The 23,016-nt window shown below is 70.2% G+C and carries 14 protein-coding genes; 9 read left to right on the top strand and 5 right to left on the bottom strand.

Features of this window, described 5'->3' with window-relative positions:
- Nucleotides 1-11 precede the first annotated feature (11 nt).
- On the bottom strand, nt 12-1,544 hold the full coding sequence (locus AC08OQ_RS02720) for an ATP-binding protein (protein WP_462186804.1): 1,533 nt from the start codon (nt 1,542-1,544) through the stop codon (nt 12-14).
- A gap of 227 nt (nt 1,545-1,771) precedes the next feature.
- On the opposite strand from AC08OQ_RS02720, the gene AC08OQ_RS02725 reads away from it, so the two are divergent.
- A complete protein-coding gene (locus tag AC08OQ_RS02725) occupies nt 1,772-2,095 on the top strand; it encodes an MTH1187 family thiamine-binding protein (protein WP_462186803.1) in 324 nt (107 codons plus the stop codon).
- Nucleotides 2,096-2,222: 127 nt separating this feature from the next.
- Entirely contained in the window at nt 2,223-3,221 is a 999-nt protein-coding gene (locus AC08OQ_RS02730) for a tetratricopeptide repeat protein (protein WP_462186802.1), read from the top strand.
- Between the two features lie 71 nt (nt 3,222-3,292).
- Here AC08OQ_RS02730 and glgB read toward each other — a convergent pair whose 3' ends face one another.
- The 4 genes from glgB to AC08OQ_RS02750 all read right to left on the bottom strand — a co-directional run bounded on the left by glgB (nt 3,293) and on the right by AC08OQ_RS02750 (nt 11,191).
- A complete protein-coding gene (glgB, locus tag AC08OQ_RS02735) occupies nt 3,293-5,767 on the bottom strand; it encodes a 1,4-alpha-glucan branching protein GlgB (RefSeq protein ID WP_476599362.1) in 2,475 nt (824 codons plus the stop codon).
- A 124-nt stretch (nt 5,768-5,891) separates the two neighbouring features.
- Nucleotides 5,892-7,262 carry a maltokinase N-terminal cap-like domain-containing protein gene (locus AC08OQ_RS02740; RefSeq protein ID WP_476599379.1) on the bottom strand — a complete coding sequence of 457 codons (1,371 nt, stop codon included), beginning with the start codon at nt 7,260-7,262 and terminating at the stop codon, nt 5,892-5,894.
- A gap of 186 nt (nt 7,263-7,448) precedes the next feature.
- A complete protein-coding gene (gene treS / locus AC08OQ_RS02745) occupies nt 7,449-9,173 on the bottom strand; it encodes a maltose alpha-D-glucosyltransferase (RefSeq protein WP_476604499.1) in 1,725 nt (574 codons plus the stop codon).
- A complete protein-coding gene (locus tag AC08OQ_RS02750; RefSeq protein ID WP_476601093.1) occupies nt 9,173-11,191 on the bottom strand; it encodes an alpha-1,4-glucan--maltose-1-phosphate maltosyltransferase in 2,019 nt (672 codons plus the stop codon). The genes treS and AC08OQ_RS02750 overlap by 1 nt, the downstream gene beginning before the upstream one ends.
- A gap of 701 nt (nt 11,192-11,892) precedes the next feature.
- Here AC08OQ_RS02750 and AC08OQ_RS02755 point away from each other — a divergent pair.
- From AC08OQ_RS02755 to AC08OQ_RS02785, 7 genes are all read left to right on the top strand, one after another.
- Nucleotides 11,893-12,468: a TerD family protein gene (locus tag AC08OQ_RS02755; protein ID WP_462186837.1), complete on the top strand. Its 576-nt coding sequence runs from the start codon at nt 11,893-11,895 to the stop codon at nt 12,466-12,468.
- Between the two features lie 350 nt (nt 12,469-12,818).
- Nucleotides 12,819-13,991: a DUF475 domain-containing protein gene (locus AC08OQ_RS02760; protein WP_476601089.1), complete on the top strand. Its 1,173-nt coding sequence runs from the start codon at nt 12,819-12,821 to the stop codon at nt 13,989-13,991.
- Nucleotides 13,992-14,155: 164 nt separating this feature from the next.
- Entirely contained in the window at nt 14,156-14,833 is a 678-nt protein-coding gene (locus AC08OQ_RS02765) for a TerD family protein (RefSeq protein WP_462186835.1), read from the top strand.
- Nucleotides 14,834-15,064: 231 nt separating this feature from the next.
- Nucleotides 15,065-16,153 carry a hypothetical protein gene (locus tag AC08OQ_RS02770; protein ID WP_476601087.1) on the top strand — a complete coding sequence of 363 codons (1,089 nt, stop codon included), beginning with the start codon at nt 15,065-15,067 and terminating at the stop codon, nt 16,151-16,153.
- Between the two features lie 60 nt (nt 16,154-16,213).
- Nucleotides 16,214-17,884, top strand: coding sequence for an Hsp70 family protein (locus AC08OQ_RS02775; protein WP_476601085.1), 1,671 nt, complete (start codon nt 16,214-16,216; stop codon nt 17,882-17,884).
- 367 nt (nt 17,885-18,251) lie between these two features.
- Nucleotides 18,252-20,906: a hypothetical protein gene (locus AC08OQ_RS02780; RefSeq protein WP_476611886.1), complete on the top strand. Its 2,655-nt coding sequence runs from the start codon at nt 18,252-18,254 to the stop codon at nt 20,904-20,906.
- A gap of 396 nt (nt 20,907-21,302) precedes the next feature.
- Nucleotides 21,303-23,015 (top strand): glycoside hydrolase family 26 protein, encoded by a 1,713-nt coding sequence (locus tag AC08OQ_RS02785; RefSeq protein ID WP_476602284.1) that lies wholly within the window; start codon nt 21,303-21,305, stop codon nt 23,013-23,015.
- Nucleotide 23,016 lies beyond the last annotated feature (1 nt).

Genomic DNA, 23,016 nt, shown 5'->3' on the forward strand with positions numbered 1-23,016 from the left:
GCCCGGTCAGGTCAGCTCGGGGCGGTCATCGCGGTGGTGAGCGCGGCTGCCGCGGCGACTAGGGCGCCGGGATCCAGCGGGATCTTCAGGACGTCCACGGCGCCGGCTCGGCGCAGGTGCGCCCGCTCGCGGGGGTCGGTGTCCTCGCTGAGGACCAGGGCCGGGATGACGCCGGCGGTCGGGTCCGCCGCGAGCTGGGCGAGCAGTTCGGCCGCGGTCGTGTCGGGCAGGTCCCGGTCGAGCAGGATGAACGCCGGCCGGGCCCCCCGCACCGCGTCGAGGGCGAGACCGGCGCGGGGAACGGTCACGGTGTCCGCGGCCAGGAAATCGGTGAGGGTCTCGGCGACCAGGGAACGCAGGGCGGGATCGCCGCTGACGTGCACGACCCGCAGGCCGCCGGGTGCGGGAGGACGGCCGAGGGCGACCGTGCCGGACTCGCCGGAGCGATAGGGGAGACCACCGTAACTGCCTCCGAACCCGCTGTCATCATCGAGATCCTCGAAACGCAGGTCGACCGCGTCGAGCACGACGGCGAACACGCTTCCCACGCCGTACCGGCTGGCGACGGTAAGCACCCCGCCCATCGCCGTGACCAGGGCGTGGGACAGGGCGAGGCCCAGCCCGCTGCCCTCGATTCCGCTGCGCTCGGCGCCGAGGCGCTCGAAGGGCCGGAACAGTCGGTCGATCGCCCGGGGGGAGAGCCCCGCGCCGTCGTCCTCGACCTCGATACGGATCCGCGAGCCGGTGATGGGCACGATGCCGACGCGCACGCTGCCGCCCTCCCGGCCGTACTTCAGCGCGTTACCGACCAGGTTAAGCAGGACTTGCCACAGGCGGCGGCGGTCCGCGTCGGCGACGAGCGGCAGCGCCGGATGGATCACCCGCCGGATGCTGCGCTGCGCCGCGAGCGGTTCGACGAGCTCCACCACGCCCTGGACGATGTCGAGGACGTTGACCGGCCCCTTGTTGATGTCCCCCCGGCCCGCGCGGAGCCTGGCTAGGTCCAGCACGTCATCGATCAACGCCTGCATGTGGCGGCCACCGGTGATGATCCGCTCGACGTCGTCGTGGAGGTCGGGGGTGAGCGGTTCGAGTTCCAGCAGCTGCGCGAAGCCCAGCATGGCGTTCAGCGGGGTCCGCAATTCGTGGCCGAGCCGGGCGATCAGTTCGTCCTTGGCCCGTGACTCGTTCTCGGCGACCTCGCGGGCGCGCTGGTCGCTGGTGTCCCGAGCGACGACGACCAGCCCGCCCTCCGGGTCGACCCGGACCGTCACGTGATGGGGCACGGTGGCCCCGGCCAGGTCGACGAGTCCCACCGAGCCACGCCACTGCCCGGTCCGCCCCAGCGCGGTCGTCACCGCCTCACCGAGAGCGAGGCGGAACGCGGGGTCGACGACGTCGACAAGGTCGCGCAGATGGGGGACGCGGGGAACCCGGTCACCGAGGAAGGCACGGGCGGCGGCACCCATGTCGGTGACACGACCATCCGCGCCGATGACCACAGCCAGGTCCGTCAGCGCGTCGAGCAAGATGCGTGACCCCACCTACGCCTCGTTATCCGTCTTCTTCCACCCCACGGCGGGCAATGGTAGGGCGTACCGTCAGAGACCGTTGTCCCGGGTTTGCTCAACTGGATCGCCGGCCGGTTTTCCCGCGACGTTTCGTGACATGCAAATAGCTTACCGACGACCTCGGTGCATCGGCGTAGCAGGGTAGTGGCCCTGCGTTGTTCGACGCGCGGTGAGCGGACTGTCGTGATAAGTCTGACCGCATGCTTGTTGCCTTCAGTGTCACGCCCATCGGTCAGGGCGAGGGGGTCGCGGATCTGGTCGCCGAGGCGGTCCGGGTGGTGCGGGCCAGTGGGCTGCCCCATGAGACGACCGCCATGTTCACCACGATCGAAGGCGAGTGGGACGAGGTGATGGACGTCGTCCGCCGGGCCACCGAGGCGGTCTCGGCCCGCGCTGGCCGGGTGAGTCTGGTGCTGAAGGCCGATCTTCGCCCGGGAGTCACCGACGCTCTGCACACGAAGGTCGCCGCGGTCGACCGGTTGCTGGCCGGGGACGAGACCGGCACGGACGTCACTGATCGTTGACCGCCGGCCGCTGCCCGCAGGCCCGGATTGGGGATCTGAGTCTGACCCTGGGCGAGGCGGACATGAGGACCGGGAAAGTCGTCCGGTGCCGAGTCCACGGACCGGAACCAGATGCCACGATGGAGGCATGCAACGTAGGCCACCAGTCCCATCCAGATCGCCGCGCGGTGCGGGAGGTGCGGGAGGCGCGGGACGTCTGCCCGAAAGCCTCGGCGGTCTGCGCCTCGCCGGCGCCGTCCCGCTCGACCCGAAGCCGGCGACCCCGCCTCCCCCCGCCAGTAGCGCCGCCACGGCCGCGCCGGACGCCCGTCCCGGCGCGCCAGCCGGGCCCGTGGTCATCGACGTCACCGAGGCGAGCTTCGCCACCGACGTGGTCAGCCGGTCGATGCAGGTTCCCGTAGTGCTGGACTTCTGGGCCTCCTGGTGCGGCCCGTGCAAGCAGCTCAGCCCGATCCTGGAGAAGCTCGCCGCGGTGGACGGCGGCCGGTGGATCCTCGCCAAGATCGACGTCGATGCGAACCCGGGCCTCGCGCAGGCCGCCGGCGTGCAGGGCATCCCCGCGGTGAAGGCGGTGATCGGCGGGCGGATCATCGGGGAGTTCACCGGCGCCGTGCCCGAACGGGAGGTGCGGAGCTGGCTCGATCAGCTGCTCTCCCTGGTCGACGAGGCGATGGGCGGAGTCCCGGGCGCGGCAGCCGCGGGCGGTCCCGCCCGTGACCCACATGTGGCGGCGGCCGAGGCGGCGCTTGCCCGTGGCGACTTCGACACCGCGGTCGAGTCCTATCGCATCCGGCTCACCGAGGCGCCCGCGGATCCCGAGGCCCTGACCGGGCTCGCGCGGGCCGAACTGCTGCGCCGGGTGCGTGGGTACGATCCGGTGGACATCCGCAACCGGCTGGCGGCGAATCCGGACGACGTCGAGGCCGCGGTCGCCGCGGCTGACCTGGGCATCGCGCAGGGAGCCGTGGCCGGGGCCCTCGCTGGTCTCGTCGAGGTCGTCCGCCGGACGGCGGGGCCGGAGCGGGAAAGGGCCCGAGCGCACCTCGTCGGGCTGTTCCAGGCGTTGGGTGACGAGGAGCCCGCGGTGGCCCCGGCCCGACGCTCCCTGGCAGCCGCCCTCTTCTGAGCGTACGGTAGTCGGGTTGTGGGGAGCCAGGCACGGTCCAGGGACCGCAGACCGTGCTCAGGTCCCCACATTCACTGGCCGGCAGAAACCCCGAACGGCGTCCGGTGCGGGGAGAGCCAGATGGCCCCGAGGGGCGGCAGCGTCAGGGTTGCCGAGGCGTCGAGACCGTGATGCGGCTCCTCGACAGCCTGGACTGAGCCGAGATTGCCGATGTTGCCGCCGCCGTAGCGGTACCCGTCGGTGTTGAGTATCTCGCGCCAGCGGCCGGGGAACGGCAGCCCGATGCGGTAGCCCTCGTGCCCGATGCCGGCGAAGTTGGCGACGCAGGCCAGCACGCCGCCCGCCGGGTCCTCGCCCGACCAGCGCAGGAACGAGAAGACGTTGTTCTCCGCGTCGTTCGCGTCGATCCAGGAGAAGCCCGCCGGGTCGGCGTCGTGTTGGTACAGGGCCGGGATCGTCCGGTAGAGCCCGTTCAGGTCGCGCACGAGGTCCGCGACACCGGCGTGGGCGGGATCGTCCAGCAGGGGCCATTCGAGGGACGCAGACTCGTTCCACTCGTTGTCCTGGGCGAACTCGCAGCCCATGAAGAGCAGCTTCTTGCCGGGATGCGCCCACATGTAGGCGAGCAGCGCCCGCAGGTTCGCGCGCTGTGCCCAGCGGTCGCCGGGCATCTTGCGTAGCAGTGAACCTTTGCCGTGGACCACCTCGTCGTGGCTGAACGGCAGGATGAAGTTCTCCGAGTATGCGTACACCATCGAAAAGGTCATCTGATGGTGGTGGTACATGCGGTGGATCGGCAGCCGGGAGTTGTAGTCGAGGGTGTCGTGCATCCACCCCATGTTCCATTTGAAGCCGAAGCCCAAGCCGCCGAGGTGGGTGGGGCGGGTGACCCCGGGCCACGCGGTCGACTCCTCCGCGATCATCATTGCGCCCGGGAAACGGCGGTAGACGGTGGCGTTGGTCTCCTGCAGGAACGAGACGGCATCGAGGTTCTCCCGGCCGCCGTGGATGTTGGGCAGCCAGCCACCCTCCGGCCGGGAGTAGTCGAGGTACAGCATCGAGGCGACCGCGTCGACGCGTAGTCCATCGATGTGGAATTCCTCGAACCAGTACAGGGCGTTTGCCACGAGGAAGTTGCGTACCTCGGGGCGGCCCAGGTCGAAGACGTAGGTACCCCAGTCGGGCTGTTCACCGCGGCGTGGATCTGGATGTTCGTACAGGGGGGTGCCGTCGAAGCGGCCCAGCGCCCAGGTGTCCCGGGGGAAGTGCGCCGGCACCCAGTCGACGATCACCCCGATGCCGGCGCGGTGCAGCGTGTCCACAAGGTGGCGGAACTCGTCGGGGCTGCCGAAGCGGGCCGTCGGGGCGTAGTAGGCCGACACCTGGTAGCCCCAGGAGCCGCCGAAGGGATGCTCGGCCACGGGCAGCATCTCCACGTGGGTGAAGCCGTTCTCGACGACGTACGCGGTCAGCTCCTCGGCGAGTTCCCGGTAGGACAACCCGCGCCGCCAGGAGCCCAGGTGGACCTCGTAGACGCTCACCGGCTCGGTGCGCCAAGCCGTCCGGGCCCGCCGGTCGAGCCACGCGCCGTCATTCCAGGTGAAGTCGGAGGCGAACACCACGCTCGCGGTGGCCGGCGGCACCTCGGTGTGGAACGCCAGCGGATCCGCCTTCTGCCGCCAGATCCCGTCGAAGCCGAGGATTTCGTACTTGTACCGGGCGCCGGTGCCGGCGCCGGGGACGAACAGCTCCCAGATCCCGGAGCGGCCGAGCGAGCGCATCGGGAAGGCGCGCCCGTCCCAGAAGTCGAAGTCGCCGACGAGCCGAACCCCCCGCGCAGAGGGGGCCCACACGGCGAAGCTGACCCCGGTGACCGTGGCGCCGCCCGGCGTCGTCAGCGCGCGCGGATGTGCCCCGAGCACCTTCCAGAGCTGTTCGTGCCGGCCCTCGGTGATCAGATGGAGGTCCATCTCACCGAGGGTGGGCAGGTGCCGGTAGGGGTCGTCGACGAGGTACGAGCCGTCCGGGTAGGTCACCTCGATGCGGTAGTCGGGCAGCACTCCCGGCACGGCCACGCCGAACACCCCGCCGCTGTGCAGCCGGGTGGCCGGGTACCGGGCCGGCCCGACGAGGACGGTCACGGCCCTCGCATCGGGGCGCAGCACCCGCACGACCGTGGCGTCGCTACCGGGATGCGGGTGCGCCCCGAGCAGCGCGTGCGGGTCGTGATGCGCCCCGCTGACCAGCCGCTCCAGGCCGTCCCGCTCCAGGCCGTCCCGCTCCAAGCCGTCGTGGGGCAGGCCGACCGAAGGGGCGACCGCGACTGCGGGCGGGGCCGCGGGCGGGGCCGACGGCACGGCGGGATCGTCGGCGGTCTGTCCAGGCTGGGTGGCGGCGGACGAGGCGTCGCAGTCCGCCAGCGCCACCCGGCCACCGCCGTTGCGGACGGCGGTATCCACCCCTCCGGGGTTCGGTCGGTCGGGGGCGAGCCCGGTGGCCAGGCGTCCCGTCCGCGCCGTGCCGTTGTTGACGTCGCCGTTGTTCACTGGGACACCCCTGCCTCTCTGCGCGATGATTTTTTCGGGTCTTCTGTCGGGTCTTCTGGCTGATCCGCGCCCGGGCGCGGGCACCGCTGCCGGGCGGCCGCCGCGGCCCGGGGCGGGCCGTGGCTCACCCCGCCGACGGGCTGGACCGGGTCAGTCGTCCCACCGAGGACAGCGGGATCCCGATCCACCCCGGTCGGTGGCGGGCCTCGTACAGGATCTCGTACACGGCCTTGTCGAGCTCGAACGCACGCAGCACCACGGCATCCTCACGAGGATCGCGGCCGGCCGCGGCACCGTAGCCCCGGCAGAACGCCTCCCGGTTGCGATCTGCCCACTCCTGGGCGCGGTAGGCCAACGACGGCTCGTCACCGCGTTCGAGCAGCATCGACCGGGCCGCGTAGTCGAACGAGCGCAGCATCCCGGCGACGTCGCGCAGCGGCGACTCCAGCCCCACGCGGTCGGCGACCGGGCGGACCGGCTCCCCCTCGAAGTCGAACAGCACCCAGCCCGAGTCGACCCGCAGGACCTGACCCAGGTGCAGATCGCCGTGCAGCCGTTGGAAGGGCCGGGGATGGACGGCCTGCGCCGACGTCCCCGTCACCTCGTCGTAGCTCTTGCGGATCGCCGCCTCGAAGGGACGCAGCTCGGCGACGGCCTCGACCGCCGCGTCCAGCCGGCCATGGAGGTAGGTCACCAGGGACCGCAGGGCGTCGGCGGTCGCGAGCCTCGTTGGCAGCGTCCGGGCGAGGTCGGCGTGCACCTCGGCGGTGGCGGTACCCAGCCGCTCGGCCTCCGCGGCGAAGTCGCCGCCGACCTCGTCGGCGTGCAGGTCAGCCTCGGCGTACAGGTCGCGCACGCTGGCCAGCGCCAGCCGCCAGCCCTCGGTGCCGCTGCGCAGGTACTCCTGGAGGAATCCGAAGGTGGTCGGTGTCCCGTCGACCCGGCCGGAGTACCAGGCGACGGGGCGGGCCACGTGCGTGCTGCCCGCCTCCGCCAGCGCCCGGGTCACCTCCAGATCGGGGTTGACGCCCGGCCAGAGCCGCCGGAACACCTTGAGGATGTAGGCGTCGCCGTAGACGATCGAGGTGTTGGACTGCTCGGCGCCGACGGCGTGGGCGGGCAGGATGCCCAGTGGTTCCAGCGCCTCGGCGACGAGGCCGTCGCGGTGTGTCGACCGGCGGAGGAAGCTCAGCAGGGCCGAGCTGCCATCGGGGTCGTGCAGGCCGTCGTAGACCAGGCCGCCGGCACTCTCGCCGATCAGAAAGCCCTCGTGGCCGAAGGGCGCGTCCGAGCGGATGACCACCGGAACCTGGTAGTGGTCCGACGGGCCGTGGTCGTAGTCGACGTCGACGACGAGCAGCCGTAGCGGTTCGAAGACCATGACGTCGTGGCGGATCCGCAGGCCACCCCCGCATCTGCCCTTCCCGGCGAACCATCGCTGCCGGGGGAGCCACTCGCGCAACAGGCCGGTCAGTTCCGCGTGGTGGTCACCCATCATCGACCTCCCGGTGCCCGTCCTCAACGATCATTATGCCAGCTAACCTAACGTCGACTGCCTCGATAGCAGCCTTTCGCCCGACCCGGGCCGGCCGCGCGTCGTCCAGGCGGTTCCGGTGCTCCTTGACTGTTCCTTGACCGACGGTCCCCGACGGCCTCCGTTGCCCCGGTCCGCCCAACGCGGCTAGGGGGTGAATTCCCCCGGTCTGGTCACCGCGAACCAGTAATGTCCGTGACCTGGCAGCGTCAGCAGGTAGGGAAGCTCGCCGATCGGCGGGAAGTGCACCCGGCCGAGCAGTTCCACCGGAACCAATCCCTCGAAACGACGCAGATCGAGCTCCACCGGCTGGGCGAAGCGGGACAGATTCGCGACGCACAGGACCCGGTCGTCGCCGAACTCGCGGACGAAGGCGAAGATCGAGGGATTGGACGCGCCAAGCTCGGTGTAGTCGCCGAGCCCAAAGACCGGATGACGCTTGCGTACCTCGATCATCCGCTTGGTCCAGGCCAGGAACGAGGTCGGCATGCGCTGTCCGGCCTCGACGTTCAGGGCCTGATAACCGTAGACCGGATCCATGATCAGGGGAAGGTACAGCCGGGCCGGGTCCGCGGTGGAGAAACCGGCGTTACGGTCCGGTGACCACTGCATCGGAGTCCGGACGCTGTCCCGGTCGCCCAGGTAGATGTTGTCACCCATCCCGATCTCGTCGCCGTAGTACAGCACTGGCGAGCCGGGCAGCGAGAGCAGGAGCGCGGTGAACAGCTCCATCTGGTCACGGCTGTTGTCCAGCAGCGGCGCCAGCCGGCGACGAATGCCGATGTTGGCCTTCATATGTGGATCTTTCGCGTATTCGGCCCACATGTAGTCCCGTTCCTCGTCGGTCACCATTTCGAGCGTCAGCTCGTCGTGGTTGCGCAGGAAGATGCCCCACTGGCAGTTCGGCGGGATCTGGGGCGTCTGAGCGAGAATCTCCGAGATCGGGTAGCGGGACTCCCGCCGGACCGCCATGAAGATGCGCGGCATCAACGGGAAGTGGAACGCCATGTGACACTCGTCGTCGTTGCCGAAGTACTCGACGACGTCGGAGGGCCACTGGTTCGCCTCGGCGAGCAGCACACGGTCGGCGTACTTGGCGTCGACCTCCTTGCGGACCCGTTTGAGGTACTCGTGGGTCTCCGGCAGGTTCTCGCCGTTGGTGTTCTCCCGGACATAGAGGTAGGGGACCGCGTCGAGCCGGAACCCGTCGATGCCGAGATCGAGCCAGAAGCGCAGGACCTCCAGCATCGCCTCCTGGACCTCGGGGTTGTCATAGTTCAGGTCGGGCTGGTGGGAGAAGAAACGGTGCCAGTAGTACTGACCGCGGACCGGATCCCACGACCAGTTCGACTTCTCGGTGTCCACGAAGATGATCCGGGCGTCCGGGTACAGCTCGTCGCTGTCGGACCAGACGTAGAAGTCCCCGAACGGCCCGTCGGGGTCGGAGCGGGACGCCTGGAACCAGGGATGGGCGTCCGAGGTGTGGTTCATCACCAGATCCGCGATGATCCGGATGCCCCGGCGGTGGGCCTCGTCGACCAGGCTGACGAAGTCGCCGAGGTCGCCGAATTCCGGCAGGATCTGAAAGTAGTCACTGATGTCGTAGCCGCCATCACGCAACGGCGAGGAGTAGATTGGCAGCAGCCACAGACAGTCGATGCCGAGCCACTCCAGGTAGTCGAGTCTGGAGATCAGGCCGCGAATGTCCCCGGTGCCGTCGCCGTTGGAGTCCGCGAAGCCGCGGATGAGCACCTCGTAGAACACGGCCCGCTTGAACCAGCGCGGGTCGCGTAAGGTCTCCCCGCTCGGCATGGCGGGGGCCGGGCCGGGGGTGTGCTCGCCGATCGGTTCGCTGAGAGGCTCAGAATCCATCACGGCCGGGCCCGCACAGCGAAGACGTGCGCGGGCTCGACCGCCGGGTCCAGCCGCACGTAGTTCTGCTTGCCCCACGCGTAGGCGGCACCAGTGATCTCATCGGTGACCTCGAAGGAGTCTTCCCAGCCGAGGCCGAGGGCCGGCATGTCGAGCCGCACGGTGGTCTCCCGGGGAGCGTGCGGGTCGAGGTTGACGACGACGAGCACGGTGTCGGCAGCGGCCGTGTCCCCGGGACCCGTGTCGTCTGCTCGCAGGGAGTCCACCCGCTTGGAGAAGACCATGATCTCGTCCCCGTCGGCATGGTGGAAGTGGAGGTTGCGCAGCCACTGCAGGGCGGGGTGGGCGCGGCGGATCTGGTTGAGTCTGGTCAGGTACGGCGCGAGCGACTGGCCCGCACGCTCCGCCGCGGCCCAGTCGCGCGGCCGGTACTGGTACTTCTCGGAGTCCAGGTACTCCTCGCTGCCCGGTCGGACCGGGGTGTTCTCGCGCAACTCGTACCCGGCGTAGACGCCCCAGGTCGGCGACAGCGTCGCCGCGAGCACCGCCCGGATCTGGAACGCCGCCGGGCCGCCGTGCTGCAGGTACTCCGGCAGGATGTCCGGGGTGTTGACGAAGAAGTTCGGCCGCATGTAGTGCGCGGCCGACACCAGTTCGCGCGCGTACTTCTCGAGCTCCCACTTCGTGTTGCGCCAGGTGAAATAGGTATATGATTGGGTGAAACCGACCTTGGCGAGCGTGTGCATCATCGCCGGCCGGGTGAACGCCTCCGCGAGGAAGAGCACATCCGGTTCGGTCGACTTCACCTGGGCGATGAGCCATTCCCAGAACTCGACGGGCTTTGTGTGCGGATTGTCGACACGGAAGATTCGTACTCCGTGTGCAGTCCAGTACCGGACAACGCGTAGTATCTCCTGGTAGAGCCCGGTCGGGTCGGCGTCGAAGTTCAGCGGATAGATGTCTTGGTACTTCTTCGGCGGATTCTCCGCGTAGGCGATGGAGCCGTCGCTGCGCACGACGAACCACTCCGGGTGATGCTTCGCCCATGGATGGTCCGGCGCGCACTGCAGGGCGAGGTCGAGCGCGATCTCCATGCCCAGCGAGCGTGCCCGGGCGACGAACAGGTCGAAGTCGTCGATCGTGCCGAGGCCGGGATGCACGGCGTCGTGGCCGCCGTGTTCGCTGCCGATGGCCCACGGCGAGCCGGGGTCTGTCGGACCGGGAGTGAGGGTGTTGTTGGGACCCTTGCGGTTGACCTCGCCGATCGGATGGATCGGCGGCAGGTACACCACGTCGAAGCCCATCGCCGCGACCGCGGGCAGGCGTTCGGCCGCGGTGAGGAAGGTCCCGGACCGGGGCGGGTCGAGGCTCGCGCCCTCCGAGCGCGGGAACATCTCGTACCAGCTGCCGTAGAGGGCGCGCCGACGATCCACCCACACCCGGTACAGCGGCGAGCGGGTCACCAGCTCGCGCAGCGGGCAGGCGTCCAGCAGGCTCACCAGCCGAGGATCGAGGGCCGCGGCGATCCGGTCGCGGGGGTCGGTGCGATTGTCGTCGCGCAGCGCGGCCACGGCGAGGGCGATCTCCGCCCGGCGCGGTTCGGGGAGCCCGGGCAGGGCCCGCAGCAGCAGGCGCGCACCGTCCTCGAAGTCCACCGCGAGTTCGTCCGTGTTCTGGCCCGCGCCGACCTTGAGGGCGATACCGTGCCGCCAGGTGGCGAGCGGATCAGCCCACGCCTCGACCCGATATCCCCACAGGCCTTCGGTCCCGGCGGTGATCTCCGCCTCGTAACGGTCGGTCCCGGGGCCAACGGACCGCATCCGGGTGAACGGAGTTCCCTGCCCGTCGGGACCTGACAGCACAACGTTCGCGCCGATGAGGTCATGACCCTCGCGGAACACCGTTGCACCGACGGTGAGAATTTCGCCCGCGACCGCCCGCGCCGGCCACTGGCCACACGAGACGGTCGGTGTCACATCGGAGATGACAACCCGGCCTACTGAACGTCCGATCATCATGACGACCTTATCCAGACGAACCACACCTCAATGGTCCGCCCTGCACGTGGCGATTGGCGACACCTCTGTGTGAACTGCCCGCGACCATCGCATGGGCGATTGTTGTCGTTGGGGTGGGTCGGTCCGTCCCGCCCGGATGGCCCGCGCTGAAGGCGATGTTCCCCAGTTGTGGCCCTGTCGAACGTCCGAACCTCCTCCGTTGTGGTGTTCCGGGTGCGGGGTCGAGGCCGGAGCGTCACCGGGCCCCGGCGGCGGACGCCCGGCGCATTCCGGAATCATTGTGGTGATGTTGTGTGGTGGGGTCGGGGTAGCTTGGGTGGTGTTCCGCTGCGGTTACCGGCGCGTAAAGGGGTGGTTCGATCGTGGAGGGCGAGCGGCACCGGGACGATCCGGGCGGAGCCGGCGCGGCAACGGGACGGCGCCGGGGCGATGTGGCGCCGGCCGCGGGAACCTCGCGGCCCACTCGTTCGTCCCGCAGGGCACAGTACTCCGGCCACGTGGCCTTCGCGGGCGGAGAGTCACTGTGGCGTTCACGCCGCGCAGTAGGCTGCCGGCGCCCGGATGCCGGGGACACCCGGGGCGCACCTTGCCCCGGGTCGACGGCTTCCGCGGGGGGCCGCCTGAGCGGCCTCCGAGACATCTGAACAGCGGCAACATCTGAACAGCGGCCCTTTCGAACAACGCACAGCAGGAGGAGAGCAGTGGGAGTCAGCCTCAGCAAGGGCGGCAACGTGTCGCTGACCAAGGAGGCGCCCGGACTCACCAACATCCTGGTCGGACTCGGCTGGGACGTTCGGAGCACAACCGGCGCGGACTTCGACCTGGACGCGAGCGCCATCGCGTGCCGGGCCGACGGCAAGGTCGCGTCGGACGGGCACTTCGTCTTCTTCAACAACCTCAAGAGCCCCGACGGCGCGATCGAGCACCAGGGCGACAACCTGACCGGCGAGGGTGAGGGCGACGACGAGGCCATCATGGTGAACCTCACGACCCTGCCATCGGAGATTGACAAGATTGTCTTCCCGGTCTCGATCTATGACGCGGACTCGCGGCAGCAGAGCTTCGGCCAGGTCCGCAACGCCTTCATCCGGATCGTCAACGGCGCCGGCGGCAGCGAGATCGCCCGCTACGACCTCACCGAGGACGCCTCCACCGAGACGGCTATGGTGTTCGGCGAGGTTTACCGGCACGGCGCGGACTGGAAGTTCCGAGCCGTCGGACAGGGCTACGCCTCGGGTCTGACCGGGATCGCGCGCGACTTCGGCGTCAACGTCTGAACCCCGGGTGCGCGGTCGGGCTCGGTCAGGCGACCGGGCCCGACCTGCCGGCGGGTCTGACCGGGCCGGTGGGTCCGGACGGCCGGTCCGGTAATGACCGGATACTAGGGATCCGGCCGTGTGTGGGTGACATGTACAGATAAAGCGATACACATCGGGTGTAGCACTTTTGTCAGGTCGCGCCCACCAGACGAGCAGTTACGATGCCGACGACCGCCGCACCGGGCCAGTAGGCCGCGGACGATGCGGTCTCCGGTGATGCTTGAGCGATGCGGGATCCGACGGACCGCGGATCCGCCCGCGCGGCGCGGCCGGGATCTGGCGACCGGTCCGGGAGGGTGTTGGTAGGCGTGCACGCCTTGCGAGTCTTCGGATGGTCCTTGGGGATCACTGTTATCGGGGTGGCCGCGGCGGGGGTGATCGGTGGCCCCCGGGCCGCGGCGCTTGTCGCGATCCTCGCGGTGCTCGAGATCAGTTTGTCCTTCGACAACGCCGTCATCAACGCGACGATCCTTGGCCGGATGAGCCAGTTCTGGCAGAAGATCTTCCTGACGTTCGGCATCCTGATCGCGGTGTTCGGCATGCGTCTGGTCTTCCCGATCGCCATCGTGGCGTTGACCGCGCATCTCGGTCCGGTCGAGGTCTTCGACCTGGCGCTGAACGACAGTGCCCGGTACGCGGAGAAACTGGATGACGCGCATCCGGCCATCGCCGCGTTCGGCGGGATCTTCCTATTCATGCTGTTCCTGGACTTCTTGTTCGACCCCGAACGGGAGATCCAGTGGATCAAGAAGCTGGAGGAGCCGCTGCGCAGGGCGGGCCAGCTCGATGTGGTTCCGATCGTGCTCGGGCTCATCGCCCTGCTGGTGGTCGGCCAGGCCTTCGCCGGCGGCCACCAGCAGCAGGTGCTGCTCTCCGGGCTGGCGGGGCTCGCGACCTATCTGGGCGTGCGGGGACTCGGCGAGTTCTTCGAGGCCCGCGGTGTGGGCGCCGATGACGACGACTCCGGCTCCGCCGCCGAGTCGGCCGGCTTGGCCCCGGCCCGGTTGAACGGCACCGCCGGCCCGCCGAAGTTGGTGCTCGCCACCGGCAAGGCCGCCGCGTTCCTCTTCCTCTACCTCGAGGTCATCGACGCGTCGTTCTCATTCGATGGGGTCGTCGGTGCCTTCGCGATCTCCCAGAACATCTTCATCATCGCGGCCGGCCTCGGGATTGGCGCGATGTACATCCGGTCCCTGACCGTCTACCTGGTCCAGCGGGGCACCCTCGGCGAATACATCTACCTCGAGCACGGTGCCCACTATGCGATCGGGGCGCTGGCCGTCATCCTGGGCATCTCGATCGAGACCGAGGTTCCGGAGATCGTCACCGGTATCATCGGGGTGGCTTTCATCGGTCTGTCGCTGCTGTCCTCCATCCGCCACCGGTCCGCCGAGCGCGGTTCGGCGGGTGCCGGGTCCGTCCCGGGCGAGGGCGAGGGCGGCCCGGGGCAGCCACGGGAGGTCGTCGGCGCCCCGCTGTAGCGCCGTGCGCCGGGCGGTGACAGCTGCCCGGCGCAACCGGGCCCGGGCGGCCGGTCTGGAGAGCACCGCCGCGGATGTGACATCGTCGGGTACCGGCGTCCGATCCTGCCAGGCGATGATTATCTGATCATGGATGACGCCCAGCTACCGCGAGGGAGCGGACCATGGGCATCGACTACAGCAAACGTCCCGCCACCCCGGCGGCCGGTTCCGGCTCGGTCTCACTGAGCAAGGTGACACTGACGAAATCCGCGCCGACCGTCTCGCTGAGCAAGCAGGGCGGTGGCGGGCGGCTGCACGTGAACCTCAACTGGAACCAGCAGCCGGGCGGCGGCCAGCAGAAGGGCGGCTTCCTCAAGCGGGTGCTGGGCGCCGCGGGCGGCGGCATTGATCTCGACCTCGCCGCGTTGTTCGAACTCTCCGACGGCCGTGCGGGTGTGGTCCAGGCCTTGGGCGATGCGTTCGGCTCCTTCACGGACCCCCCCTTCATCAACCTCGACGCGGACGACCGCACGGGCGCCGCGGTCGGTGGCGAGAACCTGTACGTGAACCTCGCCGCCATCTCCCAGATCCGCCGCATCCTCGTGTTTGCCTTCATCTACGAGGGGGTGGCCTCGTTCGACCAGGCCGACGCGGTGGTCACCCTGACTCCGGCGCAGGGTGCCCCGATCGAGGTCCGGCTGGACGAGCGGGCCGGCGGCGTCCGGATGTGCGCCGTTGCCCTGCTGACCAATACCGGCAACGACTTCAAGGTCAGCCGGGAGGTCCGCTACGTCAGCGGTCACCGCGAGCTTGACGAGGCCTACGGCTGGGGCCTGAACTGGACCGCTGGCCGCAAATGACGCCGGTAGCCCGCGATGAGCCATCCGGTCCCGCCGCCCGTCGGCGAGGAGGATCGATACTCGATGTTCCAGCCACGTCGCGAGCCCTCACCCGAGCGGACGCGCGCCGACCGCGCGAGCTCCGACCAGCGGGCCCACCCCGGGCACCGATCTCATCCTGATCGTGACCCGGCTTCCGGGCAAGGCCGGGAGCGACCCGGGCGATACTCCGCCGATGATCGCGGCGGGCCGGTGCCTGGCGCCGAGCCGGGCCAGGCCGACCCGGCATACGCCGATCCTTCGCGAGCGGCCGGCTGGGAGCAGGGCCGGAGACGGCAGGTTCCGGTGGACGCCTATCCGCCGGGGGAGGACCGGTTCCCGGCACGGAACGCCTCGGCATGGTCCCCCTCGCCGCCGAGCCACGGCGGGTCGAGTGGCTACGGGGACCATGCCGGATCGGGGTATGGGGCGCGGGATGAGTTTCCCGGCGCAACCGACCCGTTTCCCGGCGCCGGACCTTGCGCGGACGGCAGCGACTACCCTGGCGACGGTTCCTACGCCCCCGACGGTTCCCGGCAGGAGTACCTCGAGAACGGTGATCTCCGGGACGGCGGTTCCGAGGGCGGGGACCTCGGGGCGGCTGGCCCCGACGAGGCCGGGCCCGGCGGGCCGGAGCCGGCCGTGGCATCCGAGCACGCCGGACCGGCGACGCCGACACGGTCCCCGACAGGCCCGGATCAACGGGATGGGGAGCGTGGCCCGGCCGGCCACGGCGGCACCGCGGCTCAGGATGATCAGGTTCCTCAGGGCGGCCCGGCGGATCAGGCCTGCCCCGCGGGCAGCCCGGGCCCTGACGGCGGCGGGACGGATCTGGTGGGTTCGATCGGTGCTGTCCAGGCGGTGGCGCTGGAACGCCTCGCGAGCCGCGTCGACGAATTGGCCCGGCTACGGCGGCACGGTACCCAACTCGTGGACCGATTGCACGCTGAGAATGCCCGGCTACGTAGTGGTGAACTTACCGAAGCCATGGCTCCCCTTCTGCGGGGGTTGATTCGACTTCATGATCAAATGGATAGCCTGGGGGCCGACGATCCGCAGAGTGTCGCCGGCATCCTGCGTAAGCAGCTGCTCCAGGTGCTCGATGTCGCTGTGGACGTCCGCCCGTATACAGCGGTGCCGGGCGGGACCTTCGACCCGGCGCGGCACCTGGGGGTGCGTCGGGTGCTGACGGACGACCCGGGACGGGACGGGACTATCGCTCGTACTGTTCGTCCGGGCTTCGTCCGCGGCGAGACCACGGTCGTCCGACCGGCGGAGACCGAGGTCTACCGATCGCGCTGAGCCGCGGAGGGCGGGCACCGCGGCGAACGCTACGAGGCTTGTGAAGGGAAGAATTAGACGGTGGCAGGCACCAAGGTGTTCGGGATCGACCTGGGCACGACCTACTCCTGCATCGCCCAGGTCGACGAGTACGGCCGACCGGAAGTGATCCGCAACATCGAGTCCCAGCCGACGACGCCTTCGGTCGTCCTGTTCGACACTGGGGCGGAGGGCCCAACCTCTTTCGTGGTGGGAACCCAGGCCAAACGCCAGGCTCGCATCCGTCCCGACGACGTCGCCCGGCTGGTCAAGCGGCACATGGGCGCGTCGGACTGGCGGTTCGTGGCGCATGACGCGGAGTACAGCGCCTCCGCGGTGTCGAGCCTGGTGCTCAAGGCGCTCGCCGCGGACGCCGAACGCGCGACCAGTGTCCCGGTCACCGATGTAGTGATCACCGTGCCCGCGTACTTCGGTGACGAGGAGCGCAAGGCGACGAAGCTGGCCGGCGAGCTCGCCGACCTCAACGTGGTCGACATCATCAACGAGCCGACCGCCGCCGCCTTCGCCTACGGATTCGGCCAGGACGGGGCCGAGGAGTCGACCGTGCTGGTCTACGACCTCGGCGGTGGCACGTTCGACACCACGGTTATCAGGCTGAGCGAGGGCGCGATCACCGTGGTCGCCACGGATGGCGACCACGAGCTGGGCGGTGCGGACTGGGACAATGAACTCGTCCGCTACCTGGCGCAGAAGTTCACCGAGGCGCAGCCCGACGCGGGCGACCCGCTCGACGACGTCTATGACGAGCAGGAGCTGCTGGCCGCGGCCGAGGACGCGAAGCTGGCGTTGTCCGGCCGGGACAGCGTCGACGTGCTGGTCGTGCACAACGGCAGACGCACAAGCGTGCCGGTGACCCGGACCGTCTTCGAGGAGATCACCGGCCCGCTGCTGCGGCGCACTCTCGACCTGACCGGCTCGGTGCTGGCGCCGGCCCGAGAGAAAGGCGTCGAGAAGATCGACTTGTGCCTGCTGGTGGGGGGCATGAGCAAGACACCGGCGGTGGCCCGCCGGCTGCAGGAGTCCTTCGGGCTCACCTCCCGGCTTGCCGATCCCGATCTTGCCGTCGCCAAGGGCGCCGCGGTGTACGGGCAGAAGAAGGCGCTGGAGCGGGAGGTCCACGCGAACCTGGTCGCCAGCGGGCATCTACGTCCCGACCAGGAACTCGCCGCAGCTGACGCCGTGGACGTGGAGAAGGCGGCCGCCGCCAGCGCCGAGGAGGCGGGACTCGCGACCACCTCCGTGGTTGATCTCGTCCGCACGAAGGTGACGAATGTCACGTCGCGTGGCTTCGGGATCTTCGCCGAGGATCGGGGCACACCGGTCGCGGCCTTCCTCGCCCACCAGAACGACCCGCTGCCTATCGCCGTCACCCGGACCTTCTACACCGTCGTCGACGATCAGGCCGAGGTGGACATCCGGGTCTTCGAGCAGGGCACCACCGCCGAGTCCACGGCGATCGACGACAACAAGGTGATCGTCGCCGGCTCCATCAGCGGGATTCCGCCTGGCCACCCGTTGGGCACCCCCGTTGAGGTGACCTTCACGATGGGCGGGGACCAGACGATCCAGGTCACCGCCTCGCACGAGGGCGCGGCCACCCCCCTGGTGCTCGAGGTGCGCGCCGGGGTCGGCTCGGAGGAGATGCGGGCCGTCGAGTCGGCGAAGGTCAGCCTGCTCAAGCAGCGGGACTGAGACCCCCCGGCGGATCGGGCCCCGGCTGATCGGCGCCGGTGCCCGAGGGGGCCGTTCGGCCTTCCCCACGAGTGTTCCCGCACGAGTGTTCCGGCCCGCGGCGGCCGACGCCGGAGTGGATAGGGTTCAGCCTGACCAGGCACCGCGTCCGGTGGAGCGCCTTCCAGGCCTCGCGGGGACGTGGGTGCGCGCAGTGCGTGCGGGCGGTGCCAACCTGGCGTCCGCTGCCCGCGCCGAGGCGCGGCTTCGTACTCTCAGGTGTGGAGTGGTCGACGGCCGCTTCACGATCGGCGCCTGACGACGGGCCGCCGGCCGATTCCCGGCGGGCATGGCGGGCGCGGTGGGCACGTGGGACGAAGGTGGATCGGTGAGCGCGGCGTTCGACGGCAGCGGCTATCGCCAGCGGGTGCTGGCGCCGCTGCGGGCCTGTGCCTCCCTGGACACCACCGACCCGTTCCTCCTCGCGGGTCTCGATCCGACGGTGGCGTACACCGACTCCGACGTCGGGGCGCACCTGGTGCGGGTGCTCGCCTTCCTGCAGCGGGAACGCAACTCGGCGAAGTACGCGACCCTTGCCGCCGAGCTTGTCCGTCGGCGGGCGGAATGGGAGGAGCCGCTGCGGGACGCGGACTCCCGGGAACGGGTCCGCGCCCGGGTGCTGGTGGCCCGGCGTAGCGGTGACGCCGAGCGTCTCGCCAAGGTCGACGGCTATCTCGCCACCGTCCGGGAGCGATTCGGCGGCATCCCGGCATCCCGGGTGGACGGCCTGCGCCGCCTCGCCGTCGCCGCCGGGGTGACGGTCGAGGAGTTCGATGCTCGTCTGAGCCGGGAGCAGATCATCATCGACGCCGTCGGCGGGGGCGTCGAACCGCTGCCGGCCGAGGTCCGCCGGCAGATCTCTGAACGGCTCGGCGAGCTGCGCGCCCTGCGCGGCGGGGACCGGGTCTCGACGGCGTCGCTGTGGGCCTTCCTGGGGCTGGCCCCGGACGCCTCACCGGAGCGGCTGCGGGCCGCGTACGCCGTGATGGTGGCGGGCAACCACCACCGTCCCCATGACCGGGAGAAGACGGTCACCGCGGACCTGCTCGCCCTCGTCTCCGCCCGGTTGATCGAGGGTGACCCCGCCGCGTACACCGTTGGGCTGATGGCGGACGCCGTGGACGAGCTGCGGCCCGCGGTCAAGGAACACGTCGTGCTCGACGGCGAGCTCACCGCGGTCGCCTTCGAGGGTCTCGTCCGGGCGGCGCTCGCGACCGGGCGCGGACTGACCGCGGCTCAGGCGAAGTCCGTCGTCCTGGAGGCGGCCCGGGAGCTCGGCGCCGCGGTGAACGTCGGCGGGGTCGTCGACTATGTGGTATGCCCGGGATGCGGCCGGCCGGAGGCGGCCGGGTCCGTGCGGCACTGCCGGTACTGCGACACCGACCTCTACACCACCTGCCCGTCCTGCGGATCGATGACCGAGGCGGCGGCGGTCGTCTGCCGGCACTGCGGGCACAGCCTGCGCCAGGCCAGGGAGGCGGCCGAGGCGCTCGTCGCGGTGCGCCGCGCCCTGGAGGGCGGTCATCCCCGCCAGGCCGGCGAGATCCTCACGACCGCCCATCCGGTGCTGGCCGCCGTCGGTGGGCCGGTCGCCGGGACGGCGGAGGAACTGGGAGCCCGGGTCTCCGCCGCGCTGGGCGCCGCGGACGCCGGTTGGCGAGCCCTCGCCGAGGCCCGCGCGGCGTGCCGGGCGGATGCGGCGCTCGCCGACGCCCGCTGGCTCGCGGCACAGGCCGCCGACGTCCCCGGCCCCGACGGCCGGAAACCGGCCGAGGTACTGGCCGAGCTCATTGCCGCCCAGGCGGTGATCCGCCGGCGGGTCGAGGCGGCGCGCGCGCTACCACCCGAGGACCAGGAGGCCGCCCTCGCCGCGGTCCTCGCGACGGCGGCGGACAACCGGGAGGCGCTCGCGGCGATGGCGGCCCTGCCGCTCTCCCCGCCGTCCGACCTGACCGCGGTGCCTGGCCCCGACGGTTCGGTGCAGCTGTGGTGGCGTGCTTCGCCCTCGGTCGGGGGAGCGGTCTCCTACCGGGTGGAACGCATCGTGCCCGTGGAAGTTAGCGACGGCCAGGGGGTGGCCCCGGGGCGGAGCAGCCTCGGTACCACCCGCTCGACGGAGCTGTGCGATGCCGGCGCCCCCGCCTGGACGCCGGTGCGATACGAGGTGACCGCCCTCTGCGGTGAGCGCCGTTCCGTGCCGGTGGAGGCCGCCCCGCTCGTCTTCACCCGGGACATCACCGACCTGCGAGCCGAGCGCACCGCCGCCGGGATCCGCCTGGACTGGAGCCTCGGCGGGGCGCTGGCCGCCGTGACAGTGGAGCGGACGGTGGCACCGCCCGCCGCGGTCAGCCAGCCGCCCCGGCGGGCGCGGGGCACCGGCGGCCTCTTCCACGACACCGATGTCGTCGTCGGCGTGACCTATCGCTACCGCGTCTTCGTCGAATACCAGGACGCGCAGGGACGCCCGGCCCGGACCCCCGGGGCTGAGGTGACGCTGGAGGTGGCCGCCCGCCCGCGGCCCGTCCATGACCACCGGCCCCCTCCATCCGGTGCCGGTCCGTCCGGTCCCGGAGCACGCGCCGGAGGCGCAGACGAACCCGCCGGTGGGCCCGCCCACCGGCCCCGCGTCACCGCCGCCGGCTCCGGTCGCCCAGCCGACCGTCACCTACACCGTGAGCAGGTCCGGCTGGCGGCGGCGCACCCTACGGGTACAGGTGCACACCACCGGTCCGGCCGGAGATCTGATCCTGTTCGCGCGGCCGGGAACCGTACCGCCGCGGGTGGCCGCGGAGGCCCACGAGCTGTCTCGGCTCGCCGCTGTGGACCAGGCCGGCACCCGGACCATCGACGTCACCCTGGACGGCGCCCAGCTGCCCTGGGGAGTCCGGCTGTTGCCGGCGCTGGTGCACCCGACTGGATGGACCATCACCCAACCACCGGACGACGCACTGGTCATTCGATGATCCGGAGCGATCCCGGGTGAGTGTGCTCTCTGTGGTCCGCTCCGGCTCATTTCTTCTTGTCTTTCCGTTGATTTATGGCGGTTACCTCGGGATTTGTAGTACCAAATCTACAACATATGCGCTACTACGGAAAGTATTCATGAGGGTGCTGTTCCTTGGCTGGGGTGCGCTGTTTACGATTGGCCTCATCACTCCTAGTCCCAGTACCGCCCAGGTGTGTATCGGTTACCTGGGTGGAGCACCTGTCGAATCGTTCCGGCTGCGAGGTCGGGGACGGTCGGGTTCACGGACGGGCACCTGACGGTGCCCGGTCGACTCGCCTGGTGAGGCATGGGTCGAGTCCGGTGGAGCGATGAGCGGTTGCCGTGCGAGCGGTCCGCTCGGAGGGGACGCCCATCGTGGGTCGTGGTCCGGCCATGCTCCGCCGTCGCGTGCCGGGTGATCCGACGGGAGCATGTCACGCCAACACCGAAAGGCAGCGCGCGAGCATGGCCTCGATCATCCGCGGCCGACCCGCCCCTCCGGTCGGCCGGCCGATTCCCTCAGCCCATCGACGACCCCGCAGCGGCCGGATCCACACCCAGCGTCGGGTCCGGACCGGAGCCCGGATCGGCCTGATAGCCGTGTTCGTGGTGGGTCTCCTCCAGGCGGTCACCCCGCTGGCCCGCGCCGCGGGAAACTCACCGTCGCCGACTCCGGCCGTGTCGCCATCCGCGACGAGCGGATCCAGCCGGGCGGGGGGCGACGCGGGCAGTGGCCGCACGCAGGGCGTTCCGCTCACCACGCTGAGCCCGCAGGCGCGCAGCCGGATCACCCTCGTCCTCTTCGACCAGGACATCGTGCTCGTCGGTGGCCGCAGTTTTACCGCAGGTGATGATGTCACCGTCGTGGCGGAGACGGCCAAGCTGGGCGGCAGCGCGCTCACCCGGGCGGACGCCGACGGCCGTTTCATCCTCGGCTTCCGGGTGCCGGCGGACTTCGCGGGAACCGTCAACGTCAAGGCCACCCAGGGCACGGCCACGGCGACCGACGCCCTTGATGTGACCGGACCGGAGGCGGCCGCCCGGGCGTTCCAGGCCGCCACGTCCGCCGCCGGTTCGGCGTCCGCGTCGCCGTCCCCCGCGCCGTCCGCGAGCGCCGGCTCGACCGCCCCCGCCAGGAGAACCGCGACGCCGACCGCCACCCCGTCCGGGGCGAGCCCGACCCCCGGTACGGGATCGACGGGCACCGGCGCCGGTAGGACGAGGTCGGGCCTGCCGTGGCTGTCGGGGTTCCAGTCGCATCAGCTCGCGCAGCTCGTCGAGTTCGGTGACTGGCGCGGCCGGCCGAACGACATCGTCCACGTCTACACGAGCCGCAACCAGGGTTGGGGCGGGCTGGTGGAGCCGTCCTGGCCGGTGGATCTCTTCAAGGGTTTCCAGGGCAAGCTGCTGATCAGCCAGCCGACATTCCCCAAGGGCCAGGGCAACAACGCCGCCTGCGCCCGAGGCGAGTACGACTCCGAATGGAAGAAGCTCGGCAGTTTCCTCGTGGCGCACGGCCGGGCGGACTCCATCATCCGGATCGGCTGGGAGTTTAACGGAACATTCATGTACTGGCACACGGACGCCGACCCGACGGCGTTCCGGGAGTGTTTCCGGAAGATCGCGACCGCCATCCGGTCCACCGACCCCGAAGTCAAGATCGACTGGACTTTCAACGCGCACGCCTCCCCAGTGCCCAGAGGCAACAGCCCCTGGGGCGCCTACCCCGGCGACGAGTACGTGGACTATGTCGGCATCGACCCCTACGATCACTTCCCCCCGTCGAAGGACGAGGCGACGTGGAACAAGCAGTGCGAGGACGTCAACGGCCTGTGCTACGTGATCAGGTTCGCCCGGGAGCACGGGAAGAAGGTCGGCGTCGGGGAATGGGGGGTGGCCTCCTGCAGCGGTGACGGCGGTGGCGACAATCCCTTCTACATCCAGAAGATGTTCGACACCTTCAAGGCGGCCAGCGACGTGATGGGCTACGAGGCCTACTTCAGCGACCCCACTCCCGGAAACGTCTGCTCGACCATCACGAACGGCGGTCAGAACCCGAAGGCGTCCGCCATGTACAAGAAGCTCTTCGGATCCGGCGCCAGTTAGT

Source organism: Frankia sp. CcCS3 (assembly GCF_977927575.1).